10 protein-coding genes are annotated in these 16,982 nt (G+C 48.0%); 3 read left to right on the forward strand and 7 right to left on the reverse strand.

Annotated features, from left to right (window positions below):
• Positions 1 to 248: 248 nt before the first annotated feature.
• The 5 genes from K4A83_RS17805 to ispF form a co-directional block, all read right to left on the reverse strand.
• On the reverse strand, positions 249 to 1,439 hold the full coding sequence (locus tag K4A83_RS17805; protein WP_265266003.1) for a glycosyltransferase: 1,191 nt from the start codon (positions 1,437 to 1,439) through the stop codon (positions 249 to 251).
• A 44-nt stretch (positions 1,440 to 1,483) separates the two neighbouring features.
• On the reverse strand, positions 1,484 to 2,731 hold the full coding sequence (locus tag K4A83_RS17810) for a glycosyltransferase family 4 protein (RefSeq protein ID WP_265266004.1): 1,248 nt from the start codon (positions 2,729 to 2,731) through the stop codon (positions 1,484 to 1,486).
• Entirely contained in the window at positions 2,691 to 4,106 is a 1,416-nt protein-coding gene (locus K4A83_RS17815) for an O-antigen ligase family protein (RefSeq protein ID WP_265266005.1), read from the reverse strand. The genes K4A83_RS17810 and K4A83_RS17815 overlap by 41 nt, the downstream gene beginning before the upstream one ends.
• 146 nt (positions 4,107 to 4,252) lie before the next feature.
• A complete protein-coding gene (locus tag K4A83_RS17820) occupies positions 4,253 to 5,260 on the reverse strand; it encodes a glycosyltransferase family 4 protein (protein WP_265266006.1) in 1,008 nt (335 codons plus the stop codon).
• Between the two features lie 23 nt (positions 5,261 to 5,283).
• Positions 5,284 to 5,781, reverse strand: coding sequence for a 2-C-methyl-D-erythritol 2,4-cyclodiphosphate synthase (ispF, locus tag K4A83_RS17825; protein ID WP_265266007.1), 498 nt, complete (start codon positions 5,779 to 5,781; stop codon positions 5,284 to 5,286).
• A 215-nt stretch (positions 5,782 to 5,996) separates the two neighbouring features.
• On the opposite strand from ispF, the gene K4A83_RS17830 reads away from it, so the two are divergent.
• Positions 5,997 to 8,819, forward strand: a complete 2,823-nt coding sequence (locus K4A83_RS17830; protein WP_407810109.1) for a cation-translocating P-type ATPase — start codon at positions 5,997 to 5,999, stop codon at positions 8,817 to 8,819.
• A gap of 420 nt (positions 8,820 to 9,239) precedes the next feature.
• Here K4A83_RS17830 and K4A83_RS17835 read toward each other — a convergent pair whose 3' ends face one another.
• Positions 9,240 to 10,952 carry a hypothetical protein gene (locus K4A83_RS17835; RefSeq protein WP_265266009.1) on the reverse strand — a complete coding sequence of 571 codons (1,713 nt, stop codon included), beginning with the start codon at positions 10,950 to 10,952 and terminating at the stop codon, positions 9,240 to 9,242.
• Positions 10,953 to 11,507: 555 nt separating this feature from the next.
• On the opposite strand from K4A83_RS17835, the gene psaA reads away from it, so the two are divergent.
• Together psaA and psaB are read left to right on the forward strand one after the other, a co-directional pair.
• The gene (gene psaA / locus K4A83_RS17840) at positions 11,508 to 13,760 is read left to right on the forward strand and encodes a photosystem I core protein PsaA (RefSeq protein ID WP_265266010.1); all 2,253 of its coding nucleotides are present in this window, start codon (positions 11,508 to 11,510) and stop codon (positions 13,758 to 13,760) included.
• Positions 13,761 to 13,937: 177 nt separating this feature from the next.
• Entirely contained in the window at positions 13,938 to 16,163 is a 2,226-nt protein-coding gene (gene psaB, locus K4A83_RS17845; RefSeq protein ID WP_017304986.1) for a photosystem I core protein PsaB, read from the forward strand.
• 100 nt (positions 16,164 to 16,263) lie between these two features.
• On the opposite strand, the gene K4A83_RS17850 is transcribed toward psaB, so the two are convergent.
• Positions 16,264 to 16,982 (reverse strand): RNA-guided endonuclease InsQ/TnpB family protein (locus K4A83_RS17850; protein ID WP_265266012.1); only part of this gene is annotated, 719 nt, incomplete at its 5' end.

Below are 16,982 nucleotides of genomic sequence, written 5' to 3' on the forward strand. Positions count from 1 at the left end.
CATTTTTTGACAATTTGAGGGAAGTTGGATAGAATCAAATTATTGATTTTTTTTAAAAAACAAGCTCCTATTTTACCGAAGTAGGAGCTTTTTGTCAATTTTTTTTCTAACATTCAACACTTCTGGTCAAGAGCAATCCGTAGGTGAAGCGATAGGGCAACCCAACAAAACAATTGATAATTGTTAATTGTTAATTATTTCGCAATCCGTAGGTTGGGTGAAGCGATAGCGCAACCCAACAAAACAATCTATTCTACTCTCGCCCCCCTGAACCTTACCTTAGTTCCTCTAAAAATATCACCTAATGCTTGTTTAAAGCTTCTGAAACCATAGACTTCAATCACTTTATCTCTTAATTTCTGTGGCTGATAAAGTAAAGGATTATTAATATTTTTCTGAAGAATATCTAATAACGCTTGAGCAATTTCTTCCACACTTTCCGGGTTTACTAATACTCCTAACTCTCCGTGACAAAGGGCATCAATGGCACCGTCTTGATTGCCTCCTAATGTGGGTTTACCACAAGCTAATGCTTCCAGATAAACAATGCCAAATCCTTCCCCTAAACTGGGCATAGCAAACACATCACAGAGATTGTAATGATCACATAATTCTTCATCGGGAATAAATCCGGTGAGGGTGACACAATCTTGGAGGTGGAGGGATTCAATCAACTGTTCAATACGAAGGCGATCGCATCCTTTGCCGACAATGAGATAATGAACGTCGGGGAAGACTTGACGTAGGCGAGGTAGGGCGTGGAGAATCTTGTCATAGCCTTTGTAGGGTTGGCTGCTATCGAGTCGTGCAACGGTGAGGATAATGGGCTGATGGGCTGTGAGATGATAGCGTTGTAGGAGAAACTGGGGTTTTGGGGTAATGTGAAACCGTGTCGCGTCAAAGGTATTGGGGAGAAGGGCAATTTGACGGGGATCTAGCTGTTGTTCCCCTAAAAGGCGATCGCGAGTATAACCACTCACCGAAACCACACGATCCGCATGGTGTAAAGCGCGTTGTAAACTGGGTTTTTCTAAATTCCACGCTTCCACCCCATGCACAACTACCCAGTAGGGAATTCCAAACCACCGCTTTAACCAATCTGCCACTACTGTAAAGTTAACATGGGTGGCAATAATTAAATCAGGACGATCCACCAAGGCTAGAAAGGTAATCCTTGCGGCAAATACCCATGTTCGCCACGGTAAGGGAATCTGTCCTGTAAAGTGAAAATGGGTATTAGGTAAAAAAGAAAATTCGGGGGAAGATCGGCGATCATGTTTGAGGATGACTTGATATTTTCCCTTTGGATAAAGTTCTTGGAGTGCCGTGAGTAAAAAAGCAGAATAAACTTGAATTCCCCCTTTAAATTCAAAAATATCAGGACACCACAAATGAAAATGAGGTTGGTTTAATGGCTTAAAATTAATCGCACTTTTCATTGAAATTAAAACCAGAATAAAAATACTCTCTTTGTTTAGGGCAACTAGGGCGACAACGTAAAATAATGAGCTTGTATCGCTTTCATTAAACCCTCACGATAGACTCCCCAATTCAGTGATTCTGCTTTTTGTCTGGCCGCTATTCCCATTTCCTGTAAAGTGTCAGGATGTCTATAACACCACTCCAGTTTATCTTGAAGGGCGTTAATATCTCGGCTGGGAATAATAAACCCTTCTACCCCATCTGTAATAATATCAGAACCGCCAGAATTTGGGGTGGTGATAATGGGAATGCCGCAAGACATGGCTTCTAGGAGAACTAAAGCGAGTCCTTCGATGAGGGAGGGAAAGACAAAAACACTGGCTTGGGTGTAGTATTGAGCGAGTAAATGATGGGGAATGGAGGGGATATAGTGGAATATTTCTTGATAGGGACTTAACCAATTTGGGGGGAATTCATTAAAGCCAATTAGGGATAATTCTGCGTCGGGTAGATTTAAGTCTTGCCACGCTTGGAGTAAGTAATGGACACCTTTTCTCGGCCCCACTCGACCAACAAATAAAGCCCGAAAGGTGGAATCTAGTTTGGGCTGGGGGAGAAAATAATCATGGGGAGAACCAAAGGGCAGTACAATAATTTTTTCGGTGGTTACTCCTACGTTAATTAGGGATTGTTTGACAATAGTAGAAGGGACAAAAATGAGATCAGCCAGGGCAATTTCTTGATCTTTTCTGGCTAATTTTTCCGGGGATTCTTGGAGGGATTGTAGGGCGGGGGCGAGTTGGGGAAACTGCTCGACTTCCTGCTGTTGGAGGGTTTGGCTGTGGCGGTAGTGAACAATGGGCAGGTCATAAAAGCATTGAACCCCCCGTTTTTTTGCTTCCGAGAAGGTGCTAGCTGCCCCGTCTTCATAGGCGTAGACCCCGTTTAGGTTGTTTAAGTGGTTTTGAGCAACTTTGCGGTCTAGAACGGCATAAACGCGGTCGGCTAGGGTTTGGGGATTGAGGTTCAGGGGGCGGTAGAGTTGGGAGCGGAGGAGGGCAATCCGTTGTAATTCGGCTTGGGGGTAGGTGGTGCAGGGAAGGGTGGGGGGTAGCCAACGACGGCGTTCTAATTCTTGGTGGAGGGGTTTTAGGAAGCGTTGGAGGAGTTGATCGAGTTGGGGGCTGGGGGCATAATTGAGGCAGGTGATGACTTCCTGTAGGGCATGGGCTTCCCAAAGTGCGATCGCCGCCTGGCGGGCAAAAGGATTACCTGTCGGGTGGAGGAGGGAAATACGAGGCTGAATCATAGTATTGCATCAGTTGCTGTTCACTGCGCCAGTTCTCAATCTGCTCTAACCAAGGCAACATAAAGATAAAACCAGTATAGAACCAATAATAAACCGAAAAGGTGTGATGAAAAACCATGTGGCCAATAAACAAGGCCGTATGGATTAAGGCTCCAGCCAGGGCTAAATCTCGCAAAAAGGGACGTTTCAGATGAAAGAATGTCCGCAATAACATGATAATAATGACCACTCGCATCCCATACCAAAAAATAAAGCCAATTGGACCCAATTCTAGGGCAATTTTGCCCATTTCGGGTTCGACTTCAATGGGAATGGGTGCGCCCATCGGTAAACCGAGAAGATAGCGTAAAGTACCGGTTCCGGCATGGGTTGAACCTGTACCATAACCATCAAATTGGGTTAATGCCATAAAGTCAAAGGGACCGGAAAATCCGAGAGAAACTCGTTCTCCGAGGTCACTGTTACTGGTGACACGGGTTGAAAAGGCATCAATAACGGGGCGGAAAGCAATTAAGGCTGCACTACCTCCTACGGCTACAAACGGCACTAATCGACTAAGCCAAATGAAGGTTCTTTCGGGATCTTTCAGGGTGCGAATAACCACAAAACCAAATAAGAAAATAATGGCGGCAATAATGGGGGTTCGAGAACCTGTCATAAAGGCGTTAATCACATTAAAAAATAGTGCGATATAGGTAATCGTTACCCAACGTGATGTTTGGGGGTAAGAAAGCATGGCAATAAACAGCCCAAAACAAGCACTTAAATAGCCTTGGTAACTGTTTAAGTAGGAAAATGTACCTGTGATTCTAACGCGAGTCGTTCCGGCAAACCCAAAGGTGGCGACGGGTTCTTGTGTGCCGGGGATGTATTGATTAATGGGACTGTCGGCAGGACTACCAAATTGAATGATGCCTAAAATTCCGACGGGAATAATTAAAATTAGGTGATTGCGGAGGAAGATATATAATTCTTCTTCTGAGCGAAATAAATTGGGTAACATCCAAATCATGGGGATGTAGAATAAGTAGGCTTTAATGCCTAGCATTCCTACAAAAGGAGAACCTAAATAGGGATTAAAGGATTGGAATAAACACCAGCCTGATGCAACCCAAACAGCCGTATTCGTGAAATTGATTTTAATGGGATAATGTCTTTCAGACTGGGAAAAAAAGTAATAACGAAAGTAAGAGCCTAAGAGAACAAAATCTTTGAGGAAATAAAGGGGTTCACTAAATTGGGGGAAAACCCATTTTCTTAATGCCCCGTCAATGACTAATATAAAAAATACGGCTTTTAGGGATCTCCGCCAATCTTGAAAAGACCAATAAAAAATACTCAGGATAATAAATGAGGCAATAATAAGTCTAGCCAAGGAATGACCTCCTGTTCCCACAATGACATCCGAGAAAACTGAAATCTGCTCAACGTTTTTTAAGTCAACAGTTTGTAGTGTTGTCCCCAAGGATTGGAGGAACAAGTAAACAAAGCTGAAAAGAATTAAAACCAGTATAACAATTTTCACAGAAGGACTGTTTGCAGGAGATTCAGATAGGCTTGGGCTATGGTTTGGGGTTGATGTTTTTGTAAGTGGGGGATGGCGTTGGCTTTATAAATAGCGAGTTGCTGGGGATTTGTCAATAAATCATGGAGAATGGTGGTGAGTTGTTCGAGGTTTTGGTTGGGGAATGTTATTCCACAGGGGCCGATGGCTTCTGGGAGGCCTCCTCCTTGGGAGGCAACGACGACACAACCGCAGGCAATGCCTTCTAGGGCGACAATGCCGAAGGGTTCTTGCCAACGGGAGGGAATGACTAATATCTGGTGTTGGTTGAGTAGTTGGGCGATGGTGGCGGGGGGTTGAAGGCCTTTAAAGTCTACTTGGGGGGTGAGGTTGTATTCTGCGACCTGTTGACGCAGGAGGGGTTCTTCTGGACCGTCTCCAATTAGGGTGAGGTGGGGGGTGAGTCCTTGGGTTTTTAGTTGCTGGAGGGCTTTGATGAGTAGATCAACGCCTTTGTCGGAAACGAGACGACCAACAAAGATTAATTCGCGGTGACGGGGGGTGGGGGATAGGCGGAAAATGTTGTCCCAGTAGGCGTTAGGGATGACGGTGGAGGGGGCGGGTAGGTGTTTTGCGATCGCCTCACTCACAGATATATTGGTGGCAAAGCGTGTCACGGCTAGCTTTAAGGCGCTGGGTAAACTTAAAGGATGCCCCGGTTCACGATACCAAGTTTGATGGCTAATGGCTAAGGGTTTGCCCATCAAGAGGGGCAACCAAACGCCTTTTAAACTGACACAAGTTTGGAAAAAAACATCACACCAGCCTGTTAATTCGCGTACTTTTTTTAAGCTGGGGTTACGCAAAACTGGGAAGGGGAACTCATCGGGGTCTTTGTTCGGGGTTTGGCATAGGACAATCACCTCTTGCCCGAGTTTTGTCCATTCCTGGGCGAGGAGATGGGTAATAATTTCCACTCCCCCAACACTGGGGTAAAAAAGCGGGCAATAGACTAATATTTTCATGGCCACACTCCCGGTTTAATGGATTATTGTTCCCCGTTGGCTTCTTTTTTCACTAATAAGGCTACAGCATAGGCGGCAATCCCTTCCTCTCGCCCCACTGCGTCTAATTTTTCATGGGTGGTGGCTTTCACCCCGATTTGCTCGGGATTAACTTGGAGAACTTCACTCAGGCGATCGCGCATCCTTTCAATATAAGGCTTTAACTTCGGCCGTTCGGCAATGACAACGGAATCAATATTCCCAATCTCCCATCCCTTGGACTCAATCAATTGATACACCTGTTTTAATAAAACCAAACTATCGGCATTTTTCCACTGAGGATCAGAAGGGGGAAAGTAATGACCAATATCTCCCAAGGATAAGGCCCCTAGCAAAGCATCCATAATGGCATGGGTTAATACATCTGCATCACTATGCCCCAATAAGCCCAAGGAGTGGGGAATGTTTACCCCCCCTAAAATTAAATCTCGCTCCGGTGCGAGTTGGTGGATATCATAACCGTTACCAATGCGAATCTTCATAACCCTTCTGGTATAAACGGAATCTATTATCCCCCATCGCTGACCGATTCAGCGTCCTGTACCACAAGGAAATTACTGTCCCCCGATTCCCTCCTGACCGATAATTGATTATCCTGATGTCGCCATTCATCCCCATCCGTCTACAAGGTGGGGATGAATGGCGACCAATAAACTAACCGACCGAAGGGAGTCAATTGCTTGTGATTAAACAATCCATGACCGCCACACCTGAACATCATCTGCCCGAACTATTGCACCCTTGGCATACCCAAACCTTTCAAGAAACCTTAACCCACCTCCAAAGCGATGCAGAACAAGGGTTAAGTTCAGCAGCCGTTGCCCAACGTCTGGCCTATTATGGCAACAACGAATTACAAGAAGGCAAACCGCGCAGCCGATGGCAAATCTTGCTAGAGCAGTTTAGCAATATTATGTTGTTGATGTTGATTGGGGTGGCTCTGGTGTCTGGGGGGCTAGACTTTTGGGCCCTGCAAAGTGGAGAGGTTGATCAGGATTTTCCCTTTAAAGATACCTTGGCCATTTTGTTAATTGTTCTGCTCAACGGCATTCTGGGCTATATCCAAGAAGTGCGCGCCCAAAAAGCGATCGCCGCCTTGAAAAAATTGGCCTCTCCTCAAGTGCGAGTCCTGCGGGATGGGCAATGGCAGGAAATCCCCTCAGAACAAGTAGTGCCGGGGGATATTCTCACCGTAGAGGCGGGGGTGCAGTTGGCGGCTGATGGGCAGTTAATCGAGACAGCGAATTTACAAGTTAGGGAAGGCGCTTTAACCGGGGAAGCCGAAGCGGTGAAAAAACGAACCACCGCCCCTTTAGAACTCGATACCCCCTTAGGCGATCGCCTGAACATGGTTTTTGCCGGAACAGAAGTCCTACAAGGCCGCGCCAAGCTCGTAGTCACCGCAACAGGCATGATCACCGAATTGGGCAAAATTGCCGCCTTGCTTCAGTCCGTAGAAGATGAACCCACCCCCCTCCAAAAACGGATGACCCAGTTGGGCAATGTTTTAGTCACCGGCTCCCTGATTTTGGTCGCTCTTGTGATTAGCTTTGGGCTAATTCAAGCGGGCAATTTAGACCGGATGCGGGAATTAGTAGAAGTGTCCCTCAGTATGGCCGTGGCCGTAGTGCCGGAGGGCTTGCCTGCGGTGATTACAGTGACATTGGCCTTGGGAACCCAACGCATGGTCAAACGTCAGGCCTTAATTCGCAAATTACCCGCCGTGGAAACCTTGGGCAGTGTGAACACCATTTGCTCCGATAAAACCGGAACCTTGACCCAGAATAAAATGGTGGTGCAGGAAGTCCAGACTCAGGGCGGAGAATTTCGGGTCACAGGAGAGGGGTATAGTCCAGTAGGGGAATTTTGGGCTGGAGAGGATGCCATTACTACATCAGACTATCCCGAATTACAAGCCCTGTTAGTCGCCGTAGTCCTGTGTAATGATGCCGTTTTACAAGGAGATCCCAGCCAATCCCCAGCCGCCGGGTGGTCCATTTTAGGCGACCCCACCGAGGGAGCCTTACTTACCCTCGGGGCAAAAGCCGGACTCTATCAGGAGTTACTCGCTGAACAGTTTATCCGAGTGGGAGAATTGCCCTTTTCCTCAGAACGGAAACGAATGACCGTGTTTTGTGAACATCGCCACTATGAAGGAGCAACTTCCCTCTTTAGTAAAGGCTCACCAGAATTAATCTTAGCCCGTTGTACCGCCTATCAGTTGGGCAACGATACCCACCCCCTCACCCCCGAACAACGCCACGCTATCCTGAATTGGAACAACCAAATGGCCGCTCGGGGGTTACGAGTCCTAGGCGTAGCTTACAAGGCCATAGAAAGCCCTCTAGAGAGCGAAATCGAAGAGGATATAGAACAAGAGATGGTCTGGTTAGGGCTGGTGGGCATGATGGATGCCCCTAGACCAGAAGCCAAAGATGCCGTAGAACGTTCTCAAGCCGCCGGAATCCGCACCGTGATGATAACAGGCGACCATCAACTCACCGCCCAGGCGATCGCACAACAATTAGGAATTGCCCAAGAAAAAAGTCGCACCCTCACCGGACAAGAACTCGAAAAACTCTCCCAACTCGACCTAGAATTAGCCGTCGATGAAGTCGCCGTGTATGCCCGCGTCACCCCAGAACATAAACTGCGCATCGTCCAAGCCCTCCAGAAACGCGGGAAATTCGTCGCCATGACCGGAGATGGAGTCAACGACGCCCCCGCCCTCAAACAAGCCGACATCGGCATTGCAATGGGCCTCACCGGAACCGATGTCAGCCGAGAAGCCAGTGACATGATCCTACTCGATGATAACTTTGCCACCATAGTCGCCGCCGCCGAAGAAGGACGAGTCATCTACACCAACATCCGCCGTTTTATCAAATACATCCTCGGCAGCAACGTAGGAGAAGTAATCACCATCGCCTCCGCCCCCATCATCGGTCTAGGAGGCGTTCCCCTCACCCCCCTACAAATCCTCTGGATGAACCTCGTCACCGACGGTTTACCCGCCCTAGCCCTCGCCCTAGAACCCGCCGATCCCAACGTCATGAAACGTCCTCCCTTTAGTCCCAACGAAAGCATTTTTGCTCGCGGTTTAGGCTCCTATATTGTGCGAATCGGGCTAATTTTTGCCCTCTTTTCCATTACCTTAATGGTCGGAGCTTATACCCTTGAACAAGGCACAGACCACAGTGAAAACTGGAAAACCATGGTCTTTACCACCCTCTGTCTCGCCCAAATGGGACACGCCATTGCCGCCCGTTCCTTCAATCGTTTAACCCTTGAGATGAACCCCTTTTCTAATCCCGCCTTACTCTGGGCCGTTTTAGGGACAACCGCCCTACAATTAATGTTAATTTATGTCCCATTTCTGCGCCATTTCTTCGGCACTCAGATTTTATCCACAGAAGAGTTATTAATTTGTATTGGCTTTAGTAGTTTAATGTTTGTTTGGGTAGAAGGAGAAAAACTATTTATCCGTTGGTTTGGTAAAGGCGTAAACCTAGAAGGGTGAAATCTCCAACACCCAATCATCTTGCCAGTAACAAGCTTGACAAGTTAAGACCCAAAGTTAGAAGTTAAGGGAACAGGGAACAGGGAACAGGGTAATAGGGAATCGAGAGAGGGGGAGCAGGGGAGCAGGGGAGCGGGGGAGCAGGGGAGCGGGGAAGTCGGGAGTCGGGTGTAATGTCATTGACTAACTTTGACTAACTTTAGCCAGAAACCGGGTTGCATTCATTGTCTAGTTTTCTCGATACACCCCAGCAAAAACCCGGTTTCTCATGTCAATTATCAATTATCAATTGTCAATTATCAATTATCAATTCCCTGTTCCCTAGCCCCACAGAGTTATTCAGCAAGCCCTAACATAGTGTTTTCCCATTTATCGAAGGCTATATCTGGAACTTGACACCAGGCACACAAGCTTAATTTGTCAAGGTTGTTCTACCTCTTCCAGCACTTCAGGAATGGCTTCTATTTCCTCGTCAGGGGTGATTTCTTCTTCAATAACGGGTTCTAGGGGCAGGGGTTCCGGTTCAATGTCCGGGGTTTCTACCGCAGAAGGTGCCACGGGTTGACGACGGAAGCGCTCAAATAGTCCTTTTTTCTCGGTGGGTGTCTCAATGGGTGCTGGGGGAATTATTTCCTCTTCTACCTCTTCCACCACTTCAGGAATGGGTTCTATTTCCTCGTCGGGGGTGATTTCTTGTTCAATAACGGGTTCTAGGGGCAGGGGTTCCGGTTCAATGTCCGGGGTTTCTACCCCAGAAGGTGCCACGGGTTGACGACGGAAGCGCTCAAATAGTCCTTTTTTCTCGGTGGGTGTCTCAATGGGTGCTGGGGGACTAATTTCCTCTTCTACCTCTTCTACGACTTCAGGAATGGGTTCTATTTCCTCGTCGGGGGTGATTTCTTGTTCGATAACGGGTTCTAGGGGCAGGGGTTCCGGTTCAATGTCCGGGGTTTCTACCCCAGAAGGTGTCACGGGTTGACGACGGAAGCGCTCAAATAGTCCTTTTTTCTCGGTGGGTGTCTCAATGGGTGCTGGGGGAATTATTTCCTCTTCTACCTCTTCCACCACTTCAGGAATCGCTTCTATTTCCTCGTCAGGGGTGATTTCTTCTTCAATAACGGGTTCTGGTTCTACGGCAGGAGTTTCTTCTACTGGGGTGGGTGTTTCAACGGGGTTCACGTCCTCTGGTGTGGGTTCTTCGGGGGTGGAGGGTTCGACCATTGGACGATAATTGGGATCAACAATTCCTTGGGCTACGTCGAGGGTTAATTCCCCTTTCACTAATTGCGCTAGGGTGTTGCTGCCTTTGGGTTGATAGTCCACTAGGCGAACTGTCTGATTAAAGGTGTTTTCAATGGGGATGCCTTGGTCATCAATTAATTCTAGTTTGACCCAGTTCACGCCGGGTTTAAAGCCTTTGAGATAAATGGGTTGCCAGTCTTCGAGGATAAAGCTTTGTCCGTTGGCTGTGACTTTAACTCGCCAGTCGTTGATGTTGTCTTGGGGGTTTTTCCGAGCTAAGAAGCGGAGGGGAGCATTGGTTAAGTAAAAGTCGAGCAGAATGGGTTCTGCGTTGTAGAGTCCTTGGGGACTGTTATAAGTTAGGAGGGGTTGATTGGCTTGGGGGGTGTTGTCTTCACTGGAGGTGAAGATGTTAAAGGTGGTTTGAGCATAGGCCCCTTCGTTTTTAAAGCTTTCTTGCCAAGGCCGATTGGCAAAGACCCGCAGGGTATGGGTACCGGGTTCTAGGTCTTCAAGGGTGATGGGTTGACTCAGATCATAAATATCTTGGCTGGTGTGGTTGTCGAGGGTGAGGCTGAGATGGGGGCCTAGGCCTAGGGTTTCATCTTTAAATATAGGTAGGTCTTCAACTTGGAGTTTGACGTTCAGGGTGGTGCTGTTTACGGTTTCGTTGGGTTGAGGACTTAGGATGGTCACTTGGGGTTGATACTGCTGCAAGGTTTGGTTGAGTTGTCGCAGTAATAACGGGGGGGCCGCTTCAGCGAGGGTGCCGATTTCTTGGGGATTGGTTTTGCCATTTTTGGCTTCAATGCGATCGCTACATCCCCCTAAACTGACTAATGCCAAAAATAATGTAACGATTAACAGGCTAGACTTAATAATTCTTAACATACTCCTCCAGTAGTTGCCACTCAACACAAAATTCTGCTTGTCACCATGACACATCTATCTATAGATGGATTAATTGGATTTCTTGAACAACCAGAAAAAACCATTTCCTAGGTTTTATTGAACCCTTGATACTGTGCAGAGAAATCCTTAATGACTCACTATGTCTGAATTCCGACGTTTTGATTATCCCTCATAATCGGCGGCTTCTCAACCTGAAAGCTATTGTTGCATTTTGTTAAGAAAAGGCCATTGATTCTTGACTTTTTACCAAAAAACTCAGAATTTAGCCATTCATTTCCTGGAGAACTGAGATAAATTTAAATATTGTTAACACCTCTCAACAAGAAGTAACCTACGACTTATCATCTACTACTAAGTGTTCGCACACCGACTGACCGAAGTTCAGAAATTCCCTTGGGAAACCCCTGAACCGAGGACAAAGCAGAAAAGCCGTGAATCTATCTTTCACACTTCTTTTCTAAACCTGATATAAATTTAGAGATCCCTTACGGGAAAGCCCTTAATTGCAATTGTTGTCTAGGGAGGAGAACCCTCATGACAAGCAGCCCTCCAAAAGAGGCGAAAGTCAAAGTAGCAGTCGATAAAGACCCCGTACCTACTTCCTTTGAGAAGTGGGGAAAACCCGGTCACTTTGACCGGACACTGGCCAAAGGACCCAAAACCACCACTTGGATTTGGAACCTACACGCCGACGCTCACGACTTCGATAGTCAAACGAGCGATTTAGAAGACATTTCGCGCAAAATTTTTAGCGCCCACTTTGGACACCTAGCCGTAGTATTTGTTTGGTTAAGCGGGATGTACTTCCACGGCGCTCGCTTCTCCAACTACGTTGCTTGGCTGAAAGATCCCCTGAACATTAAACCTAGTGCGCAGGTGGTTTGGCCAATTGTGGGTCAAGACATCTTAAATGCTGATGTTGGTGGTGGCTTCCACGGAATTCAGATCACTTCTGGGTTCTTCTATTTGTGGAGAGCATCTGGGATCACCAACGAGTTTGAGCTTTACTGCACCGCAATCGGTGGTTTAGTGATGGCTGCCCTCTGCTTATTTGCAGGTTGGTTCCACTATCACAAACGCGCTCCCAAGTTGGAATGGTTCCAAAATGTGGAATCCATGATGAACCACCACTTGGCTGTATTGCTGGGTTGCGGCTCTCTCGGTTGGGCAGGACACCAGATTCACGTTTCCATGCCCATCAACAAGTTGTTGGATGCTGGGGTAGCACCGGAAGATATTCCCTTACCTCATGAATTCATCCTCAACTCCAAGTTGATGGCGGAATTGTATCCCAGTTTTGCCGAAGGGTTGAAGCCTTTCTTCACCCTGAACTGGGGCGTGTATTCTGACTTCCTGACCTTCAAGGGTGGGTTAAACCCGGTGACTGGCGGTTTGTGGTTATCTGACCAAGCCCACCATCACTTAGCGATCGCCGTTCTGTTCATCATCGCTGGTCATATGTACCGCACCAACTGGGGTATCGGTCACAGCATGAAAGAACTTCTAGAAGCCCACAAAGGCCCCTTCACGGGTCAAGGTCACAAAGGCCTCTATGAAATTCTGACCACCTCTTGGCACGCTCAGTTAGCCATCAACTTAGCGATGTTAGGTTCCTTAACCATCATCGTGGCTCAACATATGTACGCCATGCCTCCCTACCCCTACCAAGCCACCGACTATGCGACACAGATTTCTCTGTTCACGCATCATATGTGGATTGGCGGTTTCCTAATCGTAGGGGCCGGCGCTCATGGTGCCATCTTCATGGTGCGGGATTACGACCCGGCGAAAAACGTAGACAACTTGTTGGATCGCGTCTTACGTCATCGTGATGCCATCATCTCCCATCTGAATTGGGTTTGTATCTTCTTGGGCTTCCACAGCTTTGGTCTGTACGTTCACAACGACACCATGCGTGCCTTTGGTCGTCCCCAAGATATGTTCTCTGACACGGGCATTCAACTTCAACCCATCTTTGCCCAGTGGGTTCAAAACATCCACACCATCGCCCCCGGTGGCACTGCTCCCAACGCCCTTGAGCCTGTGAGCTATGCCTTTGGTGGCAGTGTGATCGCCGTTGGCGGGAAAGTCGCCATGATGCCCATTGCGCTGGGAACAGCCGACTTCATGGTTCACCACATCCACGCCTTCACCATCCACGTTACCGCGTTGATTCTCCTGAAAGGGGTACTCTACGCTCGTAGCTCCCGCTTAATTCCTGACAAAGCTGAACTAGGTTTCCGCTTCCCCTGTGACGGTCCTGGTCGTGGTGGTACCTGTCAGGTTTCTGGATGGGATCACGTCTTCCTCGGACTCTTCTGGATGTACAACTCCCTCTCCATCGTGATCTTCCACTTCAGTTGGAAAATGCAATCCGATGTTTGGGGAACCGTTGCCCCGGATGGTACGGTGTCTCACATCACCGCCGGAAACTTTGCTCAAAGTTCCATTACCATTAACGGATGGTTACGCGACTTCCTGTGGGCGCAAGCCTCTCAAGTGATCACCTCCTATGGTTCTGCTCTCTCTGCCTACGGCATCATGTTCCTCGCAGGTCACTTCATCTTTGCTTTCAGCTTGATGTTCCTGTTTAGTGGTCGTGGGTATTGGCAAGAACTGATTGAGTCCATTGTTTGGGCGCACAACAAACTGAAAGTCGCTCCGGCGATTCAGCCTCGTGCGTTAAGCATCATCCAAGGACGTGCAGTTGGTGTCGCTCACTACCTTCTCGGTGGTATCGTCACAACTTGGGCATTCTTCCTGGCGAGAATCATCTCCGTCGGTTAGAATCCCGGGCGAAAACGGTAAAATCAAACGCGGATTCGGCTTTGATGACCCGTTTTTCCAACCATACCACCACCGAAAGAAGACAACCCTTCGGTGGGGGTATATAAAGAAGTAAAAGATGAGCAGCATATTGCATCAGTCTCATTGGTCAGGTAGGAGAATTACCTCAAAAGGTTTATGGCAACTAAATTTCCCAAATTTAGCCAGGATCTCGCGCAAGACCCGACAACCCGTCGGATCTGGTATGGGATTGCCACTGCTCACGACTTTGAAAGTCATGATGGAATGACCGAGGAAAATCTGTATCAAAAGATTTTTGCCTCTCACTTTGGTCACATCGCCATCATCTTTCTGTGGACTTCTGGCACCCTATTCCACGTCGCCTGGCAAGGTAACTTTGAACAGTGGATTAAAGATCCGCTAAACGTCCGTCCCATCGCTCACGCCATTTGGGATCCTCAATTCGGACAAGGCGCAGTTGATGCCTTTACCCAAGCAGGAGCCGCTAACCCGGTTGATATCTGCTACTCCGGCGTGTACCACTGGTTCTACACCATTGGGATGACCAATAACCAAGACCTCTACCAAGGGTCGATCTTCCTGCTCATTCTGGCATCTCTGATGCTGTTCGCAGGTTGGTTACACCTTCAGCCCAAATTCCGTCCCAGTTTGCAATGGTTTAAGTTAGCGGAACACCGCCTGAACCATCACTTGGCTGGGCTATTTGGGGTGAGTTCCTTGGCTTGGACAGGTCACTTGGTCCACGTTGCTATCCCGGAGTCCCGTGGGGTTCATGTGGGTTGGGACAACTTCCTGTCTGTGAAACCTCACCCGGCTGGGTTAATGCCGTTCTTCACGGGGAACTGGGGCGTTTACGCTCAGAACCCTGATACGGCCAGCCATGTGTTTGGGACTTCTCAAGGGGCAGGAACCGCCATCTTAACCTTCTTAGGTGGCTTCCACCCTCAAACCGAGTCTCTGTGGTTAACGGACATTGCTCACCACCACTTGGCGATCGCGGTTCTCTTTATTGTTGCGGGTCATATGTACCGGACGAACTTCGGTATTGGTCACAGCATTAAAGAAATGTGTGATGCTAAAGAGTTCTTTGGCAAAAAAGTGCAAGGGCCTTTCAATATGCCTCACCAAGGTATTTATGAAACCTACAACAACTCCCTGCACTTCCAATTAGGATGGCACTTGGCCTGCTTAGGGGTGATTACCTCTCTAGTAGCCCAACATATGTACTCCCTGCCCTCCTACGTCTTCATTGCCAAGGACTACACCACCCAGGCTGCTCTGTTTACTCACCACGAGTACATCGCAGGCTTCCTGATGGTTGGGGCATTTGCTCACGGCGCGATCTTCTTAGTGCGGGACTATGATCCTGAACAAAACAAAGGGAACGTTCTGGATCGGGTACTGCAACACAAAGAAGCGATCATTTCTCACTTAAGCTGGGTTTCCCTCTTCCTCGGTTTCCACACCTTGGGACTCTATGTTCACAATGACGTAGTGGTTGCCTTTGGGACTCCTGAAAAGCAAATCTTAATCGAACCCGTCTTTGCTCAGTTCATCCAAGCCTCTCACGGTAAAGTCCTCTATGGCATGGATTTACTGCTCTCTGACCCCAACAGCATTGCTACCACCGCTTGGCCCAATCATGGCGCGGTGTGGCTGCCCGGTTGGTTAGATGCCATCAACAGTGGCGCAAACTCCTTGTTCTTAACCATTGGACCTGGGGACTTCTTGGTTCACCATGCGATCGCCCTCGGTCTGCACACCACCACCTTAATCTTGGTGAAAGGCGCTTTGGATGCTCGTGGCTCCAAATTAATGCCCGACAAAAAAGATTTCGGTTACTCCTTCCCCTGTGACGGCCCCGGTCGTGGCGGTACTTGCGACATCTCTGCTTGGGATGCCTTCTACCTCGCCATGTTCTGGATGCTGAACACCTTGGGCTGGTTAACCTTCTACTGGCACTGGAAACACCTCGGTGTTTGGACCGGTAACGTTGCTCAGTTCAACGAAAACTCCACCTACTTAATGGGTTGGTTCCGTGATTACCTCTGGGCGAACTCTGCTCAATTAATTAACGGTTATAACCCCTACGGTGTGAATAACCTCTCGGTTTGGGCTTGGATGTTCCTCTTCGGACACTTAGTCTGGGCGACTGGTTTCATGTTCCTGATCTCTTGGCGCGGTTACTGGCAAGAGTTAATCGAGACGATTGTTTGGGCCCACGAGCGCACTCCTCTGGCTAACTTAGTTCGCTGGAAAGACAAGCCCGTTGCTCTCTCTATCGTTCAAGCTCGTTTAGTGGGTCTAGCTCACTTCACGGTGGGTTACATCTTCACCTACGCAGCGTTCTTGATTGCCTCGACGGCTGGTAAGTTCGGCTAAAGTGTCGGCTAACTAAACTGAAAAATCCCCTACTGAGAAGTGGGGGATTTTTTAGCTTCATTGGGTAACCTTCTCCGCCCTAAAGGACGGAGCTTTAGCCCTAACCTGATACTCTATCTAGTAGCGAACAAGATAGCAGGTTGGTGCTTTCGGGACGGGTTACACACGCCCCCAAGAGTTTAATGTTTTGTGCGCCGTTAAAGTCGGCATCCCCTTGCCACCCACAGTGCTGACAATGATACTTTTTGCCAGAACGATAGGATTTGCCTTTGACTGGATGGATATGCAGACACTTATGACAGGTTTGAGAGCTATAGGCTGGATTCACAAAGATAACTGGAACACCAGCCCCTAGTGCCTTATAGGTAATATACTGGCGGAGCTGATGGAACGCCCAACTGTTTGAGCGTCTCCGTTCTGTCTTGTTCCTCGGCTTGCTATTAGTTCTGTCTCTAATGCCAGTCAAGTCTTCAAGAGCAATAGATTGCCCTTTAACTTTAGCAGACGCTACAAGCTGTTTACTAATGTTATGGTTCACCCAGGATTGATAACGCTTCTCTCTTCGGGATAGCCGTTTCAGCAGTCGCTTACTGCTTTTTGTGCCTTTCTTTTGGATTGATGCCCGTACCCTAGCCAACTTATCTCTCTTATTTTTGACCCCTTCTCCAGTAAACTTTTCGCCATCAGAACTAATTGCTAAATCAGTTCTACCTAAATCGACTCCCTTCACATCGGTAGTCTTAATAGGCTCCGGCGGTTCGTCCTTAACCTGGATATGGATATAAAATAATCCGTCCTTGTGCTTGCAAAGGGTGGCGG

The organism is Spirulina subsalsa FACHB-351, from assembly GCF_026130165.1.
Taxonomy (GTDB): domain Bacteria; phylum Cyanobacteriota; class Cyanobacteriia; order Cyanobacteriales; family Spirulinaceae; genus Spirulina_A; species Spirulina_A subsalsa_A.

What these genes read in the sequence shown, in the direction of transcription:
- K4A83_RS17830 (WP_407810109.1), top strand. Translation starts at nt 5,997, where the DNA reads ATGACCGCCACACCTGAACATCATCTGCCCGAACTATTGCACCCTTGG.
- K4A83_RS17805 (WP_265266003.1), bottom strand. Translation starts at nt 1,439, where the DNA reads ATGAAAAGTGCGATTAATTTTAAGCCATTAAACCAACCTCATTTTCAT.
- K4A83_RS17820 (WP_265266006.1), bottom strand. Translation starts at nt 5,260, where the DNA reads ATGAAAATATTAGTCTATTGCCCGCTTTTTTACCCCAGTGTTGGGGGA.
- psaB (WP_017304986.1), top strand. Translation starts at nt 13,938, where the DNA reads ATGGCAACTAAATTTCCCAAATTTAGCCAGGATCTCGCGCAAGACCCG.
- K4A83_RS17835 (WP_265266009.1), bottom strand. Translation starts at nt 10,952, where the DNA reads ATGTTAAGAATTATTAAGTCTAGCCTGTTAATCGTTACATTATTTTTG.
- K4A83_RS17810 (WP_265266004.1), bottom strand. Translation starts at nt 2,731, where the DNA reads ATGATTCAGCCTCGTATTTCCCTCCTCCACCCGACAGGTAATCCTTTT.
- psaA (WP_265266010.1), top strand. Translation starts at nt 11,508, where the DNA reads ATGACAAGCAGCCCTCCAAAAGAGGCGAAAGTCAAAGTAGCAGTCGAT.
- ispF (WP_265266007.1), bottom strand. Translation starts at nt 5,781, where the DNA reads ATGAAGATTCGCATTGGTAACGGTTATGATATCCACCAACTCGCACCG.